This is a genomic window from Aneurinibacillus sp. REN35, assembly GCF_041379945.2.
In the GTDB taxonomy this organism is placed as follows: Bacteria; Bacillota; Bacilli; order Aneurinibacillales; family Aneurinibacillaceae; genus Aneurinibacillus.
In genome coordinates, this window is record NZ_JBFTXJ020000008.1 from 83,781 (window position 1) to 95,712 (window position 11,932).

Sequence of the window (11,932 nt, forward strand, 5' to 3'; positions counted from 1 at the left end):
AGCTAAATATTTCGTAAGTGGTCCTGCGTTGGCGCGCAGGGCTTTTTCTTTTTGTGCGGATTATTTATCTTCTCGTTACTTTCGTGCGTAAACGATTGACTGGCGAATACTTGTCGTGCTGCAGCTTTATGTCTTCGGCAGTCATCTGTATATAGCGCCGAGTCATCTGCAGCGAACTATGGCCGAGTAACAGCGCTAATGTATACGGATCTCCTCCGTTTAGAATGTAATTTCTAGCCGCTGTATGACGCCAAGTATGCGCTGTCGTCCGTATCTCTTTTCCAACTCCGGTGATATCTCCGTAATACTTCAGTCGCTTGTTCATCTGCGTATCACGAAGCTCCTCACCATAACACGAAAGAAAGATTTTCTCCGCATGGGGAAAATGTGTGCGATTCTCCTCCATTAACTCCAACAACAATTTAACTGTTTGGTGCGACAACGGAATAATCCGAGAGCGCCGATTCTTATTAAACTCCGCTCCTAACTCAATGCTGCGCGTTTTAAGTTCAACCGATTCTCTACGCAAAGATAATGCCTCATTCATCCTCATTCCGCTATCCAGTAAAAGAACTTGAAATACATAATCACGGAAGCCTACGTATGTGCGTTGATCGCAAGCACCGAGTAGTTCATTAATCTGCTCGTCCGTAAACGATTGAATCTTATCTATATCCGTTTTCTGGATGCGTATATTATCCATTGGACTGCGCTGAATAAATCCCTCACGCAACCAAAAATTAAATATTGCTTTTAACGCCCGAATGCGCATGTTAATCGTTGCTGCTGACAATCCTGTACCTTGATCGTTCTGAATGTATTTATGGCCTTTAAAACGCGGCGCTTCTACCGTTAAGTAGTTAATGTATTTACGGCATACTTCCGTTGTAACTTCGTGTATATGCTTAACGAGATAGCCATTTTCCTTTAGCCAATTCGTAAAGTACCGCCATGTGTTCGAATAATCCTCACGTGTTCGATTGCGTATTCCTTCGCCAATTTTTGCCGATATAAAGTAATCAAATGCTTGCTGTAATTCCATCGGTTTACAATCAAAGGACTCGAATACTCGTTGCTGGACCGGTTGATTTCGCTTTTTAATAATACGTGTCCCTGCCATAACGCAAAAAGCACCTCCCAACGTATCAGAAAATACGTCAAGAGGCGCTCATACCCTCGTCTTTGTTCACTTCAACGGAGGTATTGTACGCATACCTTTTACAGGTAAATACGTAACCCCCACGCTATAAACTAACGCACATTGTCCGAGTCATTAACGAGGCCAAAACGCTTAGCACTCTTCCGGTACACCTTGATCGTCACGTGTACGGAATGAGGAACCGCACCCGCAGCTCGCTACTGCATTCGGATTTTCGATGGTGAACCCGCCACCCATCATCGATTCTTTATAATCAATCTTCACGCCGTCTAAGAAGCGAATGTCATCCTTCTGTACAACTACTTTGACACCGTGCTCTTCGAATAATACATCGCCTTCCTGCTCTTCATCATCAAATCCCATGCCGTAGGAGAAGCCGCTGCATCCGCCTGCACGTACACCAAGACGTAGAAACAGATTGGCGTTATCTTCACTGGCGATCATTTCTTTAATCTTATTGCTCGCTTGTTCCGTAAGGTTGATCATTGTGAATTCCCTCCTTGTAGGATTGCGCTGTGCAATGCCTCTTTCATAAAGTATACTAAAATTTACTTTTTGTCTCAAGGTTTCTCATATTATTATACAATTATGTTTACTTATCTGAAGTAAGAATTGGAACAGCACACGTCTTGTTGTATCGATCAATTACTTCTATAATAAAAGAATGGTTTTTAAATTATAATCTGTACAATAACCTGAGCGGTACACGCAGACGGCTTTCCTTTGACGGATATGCCTGTACGGCAACATGCCGGTTGAACAAATACCCTATATACTATGCTGCGCGTATTTGATTAGTCTGACCTGAGGGGGAAAAAACATGAGTGTATTTACCAAACCATTTATCCAAGATGAAACGCTGCTGCCAATCATCGAGAAAGTGGAAGCTGGGGAGCGCCTTACATTTGAAGATGGTATGACTTTGTACAATTCCAATGATCTATTGACCATCGGACAGTTGGCAAACCATGTAAACCTAAAAAAGAACGGAAATAATGTCTACTTCATCGAGAACATGTACATTAATCCAACGAACGTATGTGAAGCGAACTGTAAGTTCTGCGGCTTCCGTCGGGACCCTGGCCAAGAAGGCGCCTATACGATGAACATGGAAGAGCTGCTTGCCTATGTAGAGAAAGGGTACACCTCTACGATGCGTGAATTCCACATTGTTGGCGGCCACAACCATACTGTGCCGTTTGATTATTATCTTGATACGGTTCGCACGCTGAAAAAACATTATCCTGATGTAACCATCAAAGCCTATACAGGTGCAGAGATTGTCTTCTTCGCTCAAATGACGGGCATGACCGAAGAAGAGGTGCTAAAAGAGCTGATTAAAGCCGGCCTCGATACGCTGCCTGGCGGCGGCGCAGAAATTCTTACTGAAGAATACCGTTTAAAAATGAGCCCGGATAAAGCAAGCACGGACGAATGGCTGAACGTCCACCGTCTTGCACACAAACTCGGTCTCAAAACGCATGCAACCATGCTGTACGGATCAATCGAAAAGCTGGAAGAACGCCTCATTCACATGACGCGCCTTCGTGATTTGCAGGATGAGACGAATGGGTTTATGGTGTTTATTCCACTTGCGGTTCAGCCGAAAAAAGCGACCGCTTCCATCAAACGCCGCACATCTGCAGTGGATGATATGAAAACAATGGCAATCAGCCGTCTGATGCTGGACAACTTCCCGCATATTAAAGCATACTTTATCAATATCGGAACACAACTGACCCAGATGGCACTCTCCTTTGGCTCTTCTGATGTACACGGCACATTGGTTGAAGAACGCATCAGCCATGCGGCAGGTGCTCTGACACAATCCGGTCTGACACGTGATGAGCTACTTTGGCTGGTTAAAGGCGCAGGGAAACAACCAATCGAACGCGATACGTTCTACAATATTATTAAAAAATACTAACGTGCAAAAACCACCAGCGGACAAACTTCCGCTGGTGGTTTTCTTTACCCTCCAACCAAGACAGGGACATGCACCGAACAAACCATTTCGCCCGCCGCTATGACTGCCTTTTCGTTATGGGATTTAGCAGACTGCCCGCCTATACAGCGGCGAAGTTCATCCGCATCGCACATCACGACACCGCGGCCAATCTCACGGTTATCCCCGGTAAGAATGCGGACAACCGAATTCTTACTAAATTGTCCCAGGACATTCTGAATGTGCGCCATTTCCAAATGACGGTCTTGATTCATAATGACTTCTAGCGCTTGATCGGTAACGATAATATCGCCTTCCGTTCCGGAGTTAAATGCAATCCACTGCTTTTTTCCATCGAGATTATCTTCTTTCTGCGCTTCGAAATACGTGCCCCGCGCCCCCTCTTTTACCGCTTGGGTTAAGATGCGCGGCGTATTGGCCTTACCGATGAATGTAGGTACGCCGGATGCGGCAGCAATTTTTACGGCATCTATTTTGGAGCGCATACCGCCTGTTCCGACGCTGCTGCCGGAATCTCCGGCCAATGCTTCGATTTCAGGGGTAATTTCTTTTACGTTGCGAAGCAGCCTAGCCTCAGGATTTCTACGCGGATCTCCATCATACAATCCATCGATATCTGAGAGAATGATGAGCTGATCTGCATCGGCCAATCCCGCCACTTTCGCTGAGAGCGTATCATTATCGCCAAAGCGAAGACGTTCTACTGTAATGGTATCATTCTCATTAATGATCGGGACAATGCCTCGCTCTAACAACACATTGATCGCATTGCGTACATTGCGATAACGTTTCCTGTCAGAGAAGTCGCCACGTGTAATTAAAATCTGTGACGCTACATAGCCATGAGAGAGAAAGCGCTCCGAGTACGCTTCCATCAGCAATCCCTGCCCGATTGATGCGGCAGCCTGCGTAAGAGATAATTCGGTCGGTCGTGTTAGACAGCCTAGTTTACGGTAGCCGGCTGCCACCGCTCCAGAAGACACGAGAATGACTTCATATCCTTCATCACGCAAATCGGTTACCTCGTCTACAAGCATATTCAGCTTATGACGACTAAGCTCGCCTTGCACGCTGGTCAAAGAACTGCTGCCAATTTTAATGACAATTCGTTTGCGATGTTTGCCGTAATCCGTAGGTCTACTTTGTTGCACATAGTCGGTGTTGTTTTGTAGCACCAAATGCCTCCTTCATTACTGCGTTTTTCTACGTGTCAAGAACTTTACAATCATTAATGGTATCACTTTGAGATAATACTTCAACTCTTATACCTTAAGGCAAACTACTCTATATTTTCTGTTAATTATTTTTGTAATCGCTTCACCATACTGTTTATCTGCTTCTGCGCATGTTTCCTTTTCTCCTATATTTTTATAACGTTATAAAAAGACCGGATACAGAAGCATCCGGCCTTCTCTTGCTAGAAGCCCAGCTCTCGCCAAGCTTCATCATCTGCTTTTGCTTTTTGAATTTGCTCCTTGATTGCTGCAAGCAGCTCCTGTGGAGTATTACCCGAAACCAACTGTCCATCCACCAATGCATACGGTTGAACGAAACACTGCCCACAATTGCCAAGACAGCCGTATTCAAGCACATCTACTTCATTTTCTTCTTCAAGAATTTTCTTCACTGTCTCTGATCCAAGCGAAAAATTACTGACACAGAATTCAACCATGGGTCGCACGATGAATCATCCTAACTTTACGTTTTCAATCGCCTGCTGAATATCTTTTAGCTTCGGATTCCCCTCACCGATAACCTGCCCGTCTAATACAACTAACGGATACCAGAATTCTTCAGCATGAATACGAGCAGCAAAATCAGCTTCTATACCTTCAAGTTCCTGATCAATGTCGATATAGCGCACCACAATATCTGTCCCGTATTTTCTGAGTAAGGCCGCCTGAAGCCATTCTGCTGTATCCTTGGCAGATGGTAAATTCACGCAGCTTGCGCATAGCTGCTGTGCTCCGAAAACAAGAATCTCCATATGCACGCCTCTATACAAGAGCCCGTTCTAACTCTTCGATCAAGTCTTCTACATCTTCGATACCGACTGAGATACGAATCAATCCATCCGTAATACCAAGCTCAGCGCGGCGCTCTGCCGGAATTGAGGCATGCGTCATCTGTGCAGGAACAGAAATCAAGCTCTCTACTGCACCTAAGCTCTCAGCCAAGGTAAAGATTTGTACGCGAGACAGTACTTGTTCGGCACGTTCACGGCTGCCAACATCAAATGAAATCATGCCGCCGAAGCCGCGTGCCTGCTTGATGGCAATGTCATGACCCGGATGATTTGTAAGACCAGGGTAATACACTTTTTCAATATCACTGCGCTGTGAGAGCCATTCGGCAATGCGGCGTGTGTTTACTTCGTGCTCTTCCATCCGCACACCTAATGTCTTCATGCCGCGCAGCAAGTAATAAGAATCCTGCGGCCCCAGTACCCCACCTACAGAGTTCTGTACAAAATGCATGCGCTCGCCCAACTCTTCATCCTTCACAACGACAAGTCCTGCTACTACATCACTATGACCGCCCAAATATTTTGTCGCGCTGTGGAATACGATATCCGCACCTAGCTCTAGCGGATTCTGCCAATACGGTGTCATGAACGTATTATCAACGATCAGAAGAAGTCCTTTTTCTTTCGTCAAGTTCGCCACCGCTGCAATATCAGTGATTTTAAGCAGCGGATTGCTTGGTGTTTCGAGCATGACAGCTTTTGTATTTGGCTGAATCGCCGCTTTAATGGCTTCTACATCTCCCGTATTAACAAAGGTCGTCTCAATACCAAAACGATTGAATACTTTGCTTAATACACGGTACGTTCCACCATATACATCGTCACCCACGACAAAATGGTCACCCGTATCAAACATCATAACAACTGTAGATAGCGCAGCCATACCAGATGCAAAAGCAAAGCCGCGAACACCGCCCTCGATATCGGCAATGTATTGTTCTACCGCATGACGGGTCGGATTACCTGTACGTGAATATTCATATCCCTTATGCTTACCTACGCTTTCCTGCTTATAGGTGCTAACCTGATAAATGGGAACATTCACCGCACCTGTTAAAGGATCACCGTCCACGCCGCCATGAATCAACTTTGTCTTCATTCTCATTGCTTATATCCCTCCTTCATAAATTTTCTTGCTTAAATAGCGTTCACTGCTATCGGCAAAAATAGCAACAATATTCGTGCCTGGTGAAGCCTGCTTTGCTTCTTTCACTGCCGCATGCATCGCTGCACCGGCCGAACTGCCCACAAGCATGCCTTCCTTCGCTGCCAGTTCCTTGACCCAGCGGAATGAATCTACATCATCAATCGTATGAATCGCGTCAAAATAACTCGTATCCATAAACTCCGGCAAAAACTCCATTCCGATACCTTCCGCCTTGTGCGGTCCAGATTCGCCACCGTTTAGGATCGAGCCTTCTGGTTCTACGATGACTGTCTTAATATTCGGGTTCTGCTCCTTTAGATAACGGGCCGCTCCCATAAATGTACCACCGGAGCCGGCACCTGCCACAAATATATCTACATTGCCCTCCATCTGACTCCAGATTTCAGGACCTGTGGTTTTATAATGGGCCGCCGGATTGGCCGGATTGGCAAACTGCTGCGGACAGAAGGAACCTTCTATCTCTTGCTCTAACTGTTTTGCTTTCTCGATGGCACCCTTAATCCCCTGCTCTGTTGGCGTATTCACAACCTCTGCGCCCAGCGCGCGCATTAAGTCCTGCTTCTCAACCGAGAATTTTTCAGGCACGACAAAAACAACACGATATCCTGTCCCTACTGCGGCAAGCGCTAAACCGATGCCTGTATTACCCGCGGTTGGTTCGATAATCGTGCCGCCCGGCTTTAATACGCCGCGCTCTTCCGCATCACGAATCAATTCAATACCAAGACGATCCTTTACGCTGCCGCCAGGGTTAAAGTACTCCAGCTTCGCAAATAAGCGTACGCCTTCTGGTAAATCAAAAGAGGTAATTTCTACGATCGGTGTATTGCCGATCAGTTCTTTTATATTGCTGTAAACCTGCATAATATTCTTCCTTTCGATGCAGAATGAGTATGTCTAATAGGCCACCCTATTATAGCATATTTTATACACGGAATATAACCAAGTAAACAACCTTGTTTTATATATTTATTAATTCATCCTAACATACAATTAGGGAAAAACGATAGATTTATCAACAAAAGGGTATTATAATATTAGTATGTTTGGAAAGGAGTGAATAACCTTATGGTAGACGCGAAAAAATTCGAAGAAGTACAAGAGGTTTTAGATAAACTGCGTCCGTTCCTGCAACGCGACGGCGGAGATTGCGAATTGGTTGATGTAACAGATGAAGGTGTGGTTCAGCTTCGCCTGCATGGTGCATGCGGCAGCTGCCCAAGTTCAACAATTACGTTGAAGGCAGGTATTGAGCGCGCGCTGGTCGAAGAAGTAGAAGGCATCACTGAAGTCCAACAAGTATTCTAAGTTACCGATAAACCCGGGAGCATCCTGCTTCCGGGTTTTTATTATGTAAAGCATGGTCCGCCCTATTCTTGAATTCGGTTCATCAAAAACGATAAAAAAGCTTGATTGGCTTTCGAGAGATATGCATTTTTATTCCATGCCACCCCAAGTTTTAAATACACGGGCGGCTTAAGCGAAACAGGAACTAAATGCGAATCCTCTGCGACAACCATACGCAGGAACAACGTTACACCAAGCTTACGGGCCACCAGTGACTTGATAAGCGAAATCTGATTCGTCTCAAAAGTAACGTTAAGCGGAAGACCCGATATTTGACTTGCCTGTGCAATGATTTCCCGCTGAAAATATCCTTCCTTAAACAGAATGAGTGATTCTTTAGCAAGCTCTTCGTATGAGACCGCGTGAAGGCTTGCAAACGGATGCGAAGCCGGAACGCACACGACCATCTCCTCCTCAAGAAAGGACAATACTTCAATGCCTTCCATCTCATCATCCTCTAAAATCACACCCATGTCTATCTCTCCGTCCATCAGCATCTGGCGGATTTTCACGGTCCCCTGTTCGTATACCATAATCTGCAGATCTGGATACTTCTTCTTAAAATCAATAATCAATCCTGGGAAATAATAGGAGCCGACCATAGAAGGAAGACCGATACGCACCTCCCCTTTCTTCAATCCACTAAGCTCCTCCATCTCTGCCTTAGCGTGTGCCAACTGGTCAAGAATCGTTTCTGCATGCTTAAGCAGCACTTCTCCTTCTGCCGTTAAGGACACCTTGCGCTCCGCCCGGTTAAAAAGAAGCAATCCGACTTCATTCTCTAATTTTTTTATGCTTTTACTGATTGCTGGCTGTGCAACCAACAACTCCTCTGCCGCTTTCGTGAAGCTTTGCCTGCGGGCAACCTCTACGAAAAACTCTAATTGCCGAATCTCCATTCTCTATCACCATAACCTTTAGTTATCGATATGATAAAAATAATATATTTTATTTATTTATACTCCCATGCTACGATCAAAGCAACAACATTTATTACAGAAGAAAGAAGATGATTTTCATGATTGAAGCAGGAACGAAATCGTTCTGGCGGGCGTCGCTGGCGCTCAGTATTGCTTCGTTTCTCGTGTTTGCCAACATTTATTTTCCACAGCCTTTGCTGCCGCTCTTTACAGAAGAGTTCAACCTATCGCCGGCAGTGTCTAGCCTTTCGGTTTCACTTACGATTTTTGCATTAGCTATCTCGCTTCTATTCTACGGACCGCTCTCCGATGCAGTGGGACGCAAAAATATTATGTTGATTACAATGCTAGGTGTAACGGTACTGACTATATTGGTCGCCTTTGTTCCGGGCTTTAAAACCCTGCTTGCTTTCCGCATCCTGCAAGGCTTTTTCTTAGCCGGGCTTCCGGCCATTGCCATAGCCTATATCGGTGAAGAATTTGATCCAAAGGCTCTTACTGTTGCAATCGGTATTTATATTAGCGGCAATACTCTCGGCGGATTGTCCGGCCGTATTATCGGCGGATTTGCTTCAGACTTTCTCGGATGGCATGGCGCATTCGCCGTGATGGGCGTAGTTAGTCTGCTTTGCCTGATTGCCTTTGTGTGGCTATTGCCGCGCTCGACACATTTTGAACCGAAGCACCTGGACTGGAAAGCCGCGACCCAAAGCCTTGGGCAGCACATGCGAAATCGCACGCTTCTATACGCCTTTGCCATCGGCGGCCTCCTGTTCTTCGTATTTATCGGCCAATACAATTACATCACATACTTACTGCAGGGAGAGCCTTATCACCTTCCCGCATCAATCGTGAGTTTATTGTTTCTCACGTATCTTGCCGGAACCGTAAGCTCTACACTATCCGGACGTGCGTCGCGTACGCTCCCGCAGTCATGGTGTATCGCCATTGGAGTGGCACTTATGACACTCGGTGCGCTCGCCACCCTGCTCGACAGCTTATGGATGATCGGGGTAGGACTTTTACTGACCAGTTTCGGCTTCTTCTTCGCTCACTCTGCGGCCAGTTCGTGGGTTAGCCGCCACGCCGCCTTTGACAAAGCAAGCGCCTCAAGCCTATACTTGCTGTCATATTATCTCGGCGGAAGCTTAGGAAGCTTCTGCCTCGGATTCTTCTACAATGGGATGGGCTGGATGGGTGTCATCCTCGGCTGCCTGCTTGTGCTTATGCTGACGGGTTGGTGCACATGGCAGCTGCACCATATCGAACATCGTGAACACCTGCGGGAAAAAGCCATCGCACGCAGAAAAATGAGAGAAGCGCTCCAGATGTAGGAGCGCTTTTTTTACGTCTCATCTGTCTCATCATCCACGAATATATGTATGGGAGAGATAGCTTCGACACAACGGAAAGATGTTATCCTGAATGAATGGACTCATCCCCTTTTGAAACGGCATAAGCGATAATGAAAAGGAAGCGCGCTCAAGCGTCTCAAATCCTACAGGAAGCTCCTGCCACCGCTGCACCACCCCTGTATAGATGTTCTTTACTATTTTTTCTTTTTCAGATCCAGCATCAATCACATACTGGGCAACCCACTCCAGCTTATCGATCTCTGTTCCTGTTTCTTCGAATAACTCCCGGTGTGCTGCTGCTTCCGGCGTCTCTCCAGGCTCCACTTTTCCGCCCGGAATCTCCCATCCCCGCTTCTTATGACGGGTCAGCACAATTCCATCTCCCCCCCGCTCCGTATAGGCCCAGATCAGCACATGCTGTGCACCCGGCAGGAAATGCTTATCATCGAATGTTAAAGAAATAAACTGTCCGCTTTTATCATAAAAATAATAGAACAATGCCCTGCACCACACTTTCCGACTTTCAATACTTTCTTTCATTGTTACCCTTAATATACAATTAAATAAAGACTAATCAAACATTCCATGCAGGAAGGGGTGGTTTTTTGAAGCGTACTCGTACAGCATTAATTACCGGAAGCGCCAAAGGCCTGGGTGTCCGCATTGCTCATGAACTTGCAGCACAGGGCATCCACCTTGCACTCAACTATCGGACAAGCACACAGGAAGCCGACAAGCTGCGCAGAGAGCTTATTGAGCAATACGGGATTGACGTGCTGCTGGTTCAAGGCGATGTAAGCCGTCCTACGGAGGCACAGAATATCGTCGAAGCGCTCGCCCAAGCTTTCGGACGTGTCGATATTCTCGTCTTAAACGCCGGACCGTACATAAAGCCGCGAAAAAAACTTGCGGAGTATACAGATGATGAATGGAACAACATGGTAACCGGGAACCTATCAAGCGCCTTTTATCTAAGCAGAGCCGCCATTCCATATATGCGTCACAATAGATGGGGGCGCATCATTACGATCGGTTTCGAAAAAGCTCAAACCGCCCCCGGTTGGATGTACCGCTCCGCGTTTGCCGCGGCCAAAACCGGATTAGTATCGCTAACACGTACGATTGCATTAGAAGAAGCGGAGTATGGTATTACAGCGAATATGGTGTGTCCCGGCGATATTGTAGGAGAAGATAAAGAGAAACACATCGCAGATGTTCGCTCTATTCAAGATGCAGATACACCCATCGGACGTCCGGGAACCGGAGAAGACATCGCACGCGCGATTACCTTCTTCTGCAGCGAGGCATCCGACTTCATCACCGGTACAGTCCTTGAGGTTACCGGAGGAAAAGACGTCCTTAATAAATACAAACAAATGCGGGAACAGTAAGCAACACACATATTTCCGTAAATCCCCATACAAAGGAAGCGAAGCCAATGAGCAACATGGAACATGCCGTTCGAGATGAAAAAGTGCGGGAAACCGCTTATCGTTTGTTAAAAGAACGCGGAGTCACCATGGACCATATGGTCGAGCTGGTGATGTATTTACAGAAACCATACTTTCCTGATCTCTCCTATGATACCTGTGAACACAACATTAAAAAGGTGCTGGAAAAACGTGAAATTCAAAACGCCATCCTTACAGGCATCCAACTTGATATTCTGGCTGAGAAAAAGCAATTAATGGAGCCGCTGCAAGAAATGCTGGAACAAGACGAAGGACTGTACGGCATTGATGAAATACTGGCTCTGTCGATCGTCAATGTCTACGGCAGCATCGGATTTACAAACTACGGCTACGTGGATAAAGTAAAACCAGGCATTCTAAAAGAGTTAAACAGCAAAAAAGAGCATAATACACAGGAGGAAGAGGCTGGAAATGTCCATACGTTTCTTGATGATATTGTAGGCGCTATTGCAGCCGCCGCTTCCAGCCGGTTGGCACATAGCCGCTTCGGCACAAAATAATTACGTCCAATTGAAGAAA

Annotated in this window: 14 protein-coding genes; 5 read left to right on the forward strand and 9 right to left on the reverse strand. The window is 46.1% G+C overall.

Translation table 11 applies throughout. The features are described 5' to 3' along the window. Window positions 1–64: 64 nt before the first annotated feature. On the reverse strand, window positions 65–1,120 hold the full coding sequence (locus AB3351_RS15460; protein WP_371148049.1) for a tyrosine-type recombinase/integrase: 1,056 nt from the start codon (window positions 1,118–1,120) through the stop codon (window positions 65–67). A 171-nt stretch (window positions 1,121–1,291) separates the two neighbouring features. Next, window positions 1,292–1,645, reverse strand: a complete 354-nt coding sequence (erpA, locus tag AB3351_RS15465; protein WP_371148050.1) for an iron-sulfur cluster insertion protein ErpA — start codon at window positions 1,643–1,645, stop codon at window positions 1,292–1,294. A 334-nt stretch (window positions 1,646–1,979) separates the two neighbouring features. Here erpA and mqnE point away from each other — a divergent pair, with 334 nt between their 5' ends. Then, on the forward strand, window positions 1,980–3,086 hold the full coding sequence (mqnE, locus tag AB3351_RS15470; protein ID WP_371148051.1) for an aminofutalosine synthase MqnE: 1,107 nt from the start codon (window positions 1,980–1,982) through the stop codon (window positions 3,084–3,086). A 44-nt stretch (window positions 3,087–3,130) separates the two neighbouring features. On the opposite strand, the gene proB is transcribed toward mqnE, so the two are convergent. From proB to cysK, 5 genes are all read right to left on the reverse strand, one after another. Beyond that, window positions 3,131–4,276, reverse strand: a complete 1,146-nt coding sequence (gene proB / locus AB3351_RS15475; RefSeq protein ID WP_371148154.1) for a glutamate 5-kinase — start codon at window positions 4,274–4,276, stop codon at window positions 3,131–3,133. Between the two features lie 266 nt (window positions 4,277–4,542). Beyond that, window positions 4,543–4,797 (reverse strand): YuzB family protein, encoded by a 255-nt coding sequence (locus AB3351_RS15480; protein WP_371148155.1) that lies wholly within the window; start codon window positions 4,795–4,797, stop codon window positions 4,543–4,545. A 15-nt stretch (window positions 4,798–4,812) separates the two neighbouring features. Then, the gene (locus AB3351_RS15485; RefSeq protein WP_371148052.1) at window positions 4,813–5,112 is read right to left on the reverse strand and encodes a YuzD family protein; all 300 of its coding nucleotides are present in this window, start codon (window positions 5,110–5,112) and stop codon (window positions 4,813–4,815) included. Window positions 5,113–5,122: 10 nt separating this feature from the next. After that, window positions 5,123–6,256, reverse strand: a complete 1,134-nt coding sequence (locus tag AB3351_RS15490; protein ID WP_371148053.1) for a bifunctional cystathionine gamma-lyase/homocysteine desulfhydrase — start codon at window positions 6,254–6,256, stop codon at window positions 5,123–5,125. 3 nt (window positions 6,257–6,259) lie between these two features. Next, entirely contained in the window at window positions 6,260–7,183 is a 924-nt protein-coding gene (gene cysK, locus AB3351_RS15495) for a cysteine synthase A (RefSeq protein ID WP_371148054.1), read from the reverse strand. A gap of 204 nt (window positions 7,184–7,387) precedes the next feature. On the opposite strand from cysK, the gene AB3351_RS15500 reads away from it, so the two are divergent. Further along, window positions 7,388–7,627, forward strand: a complete 240-nt coding sequence (locus AB3351_RS15500) for a NifU family protein (protein WP_371148055.1) — start codon at window positions 7,388–7,390, stop codon at window positions 7,625–7,627. Between the two features lie 62 nt (window positions 7,628–7,689). Here AB3351_RS15500 and AB3351_RS15505 read toward each other — a convergent pair whose 3' ends face one another. Continuing rightward, window positions 7,690–8,565: a LysR family transcriptional regulator gene (locus AB3351_RS15505; RefSeq protein WP_371148056.1), complete on the reverse strand. Its 876-nt coding sequence runs from the start codon at window positions 8,563–8,565 to the stop codon at window positions 7,690–7,692. 110 nt (window positions 8,566–8,675) lie between these two features. On the opposite strand from AB3351_RS15505, the gene AB3351_RS15510 reads away from it, so the two are divergent. Beyond that, the gene (locus AB3351_RS15510) at window positions 8,676–9,920 is read left to right on the forward strand and encodes an MFS transporter (protein WP_371148057.1); all 1,245 of its coding nucleotides are present in this window, start codon (window positions 8,676–8,678) and stop codon (window positions 9,918–9,920) included. Between the two features lie 30 nt (window positions 9,921–9,950). Here the strand turns inward: AB3351_RS15510 and AB3351_RS15515 are convergent, their stop codons facing one another. After that, window positions 9,951–10,481, reverse strand: a complete 531-nt coding sequence (locus tag AB3351_RS15515) for an NUDIX domain-containing protein (RefSeq protein WP_371148058.1) — start codon at window positions 10,479–10,481, stop codon at window positions 9,951–9,953. Between the two features lie 65 nt (window positions 10,482–10,546). On the opposite strand from AB3351_RS15515, the gene AB3351_RS15520 reads away from it, so the two are divergent. Both AB3351_RS15520 and AB3351_RS15525 read left to right on the forward strand, forming a co-directional pair. Then, a complete protein-coding gene (locus AB3351_RS15520; RefSeq protein WP_371148059.1) occupies window positions 10,547–11,332 on the forward strand; it encodes an SDR family oxidoreductase in 786 nt (261 codons plus the stop codon). Between the two features lie 56 nt (window positions 11,333–11,388). Continuing rightward, on the forward strand, window positions 11,389–11,913 hold the full coding sequence (locus AB3351_RS15525; RefSeq protein WP_371148156.1) for a phosphatidylglycerophosphatase A family protein: 525 nt from the start codon (window positions 11,389–11,391) through the stop codon (window positions 11,911–11,913). Window positions 11,914–11,932 lie beyond the last annotated feature (19 nt).

Excerpts from the sequence above, each read along its gene's own strand:
- mqnE (WP_371148051.1), top strand. The coding sequence starts at position 1,980 with ATGAGTGTATTTACCAAACCATTTATCCAAGATGAAACGCTGCTGCCA.
- AB3351_RS15490 (WP_371148053.1), bottom strand. The coding sequence starts at position 6,256 with ATGAGAATGAAGACAAAGTTGATTCATGGCGGCGTGGACGGTGATCCT.
- AB3351_RS15525 (WP_371148156.1), top strand. The coding sequence starts at position 11,389 with ATGGAACATGCCGTTCGAGATGAAAAAGTGCGGGAAACCGCTTATCGT.
- AB3351_RS15460 (WP_371148049.1), bottom strand. The coding sequence starts at position 1,120 with ATGGCAGGGACACGTATTATTAAAAAGCGAAATCAACCGGTCCAGCAA.
- AB3351_RS15510 (WP_371148057.1), top strand. The coding sequence starts at position 8,676 with ATGATTTTCATGATTGAAGCAGGAACGAAATCGTTCTGGCGGGCGTCG.
- AB3351_RS15515 (WP_371148058.1), bottom strand. The coding sequence starts at position 10,481 with ATGAAAGAAAGTATTGAAAGTCGGAAAGTGTGGTGCAGGGCATTGTTC.
- erpA (WP_371148050.1), bottom strand. The coding sequence starts at position 1,645 with ATGATCAACCTTACGGAACAAGCGAGCAATAAGATTAAAGAAATGATC.
- AB3351_RS15500 (WP_371148055.1), top strand. The coding sequence starts at position 7,388 with ATGGTAGACGCGAAAAAATTCGAAGAAGTACAAGAGGTTTTAGATAAA.
- AB3351_RS15480 (WP_371148155.1), bottom strand. The coding sequence starts at position 4,797 with ATGGTTGAATTCTGTGTCAGTAATTTTTCGCTTGGATCAGAGACAGTG.
- AB3351_RS15485 (WP_371148052.1), bottom strand. The coding sequence starts at position 5,112 with ATGGAGATTCTTGTTTTCGGAGCACAGCAGCTATGCGCAAGCTGCGTG.
- AB3351_RS15505 (WP_371148056.1), bottom strand. The coding sequence starts at position 8,565 with ATGGAGATTCGGCAATTAGAGTTTTTCGTAGAGGTTGCCCGCAGGCAA.
- cysK (WP_371148054.1), bottom strand. The coding sequence starts at position 7,183 with ATGCAGGTTTACAGCAATATAAAAGAACTGATCGGCAATACACCGATC.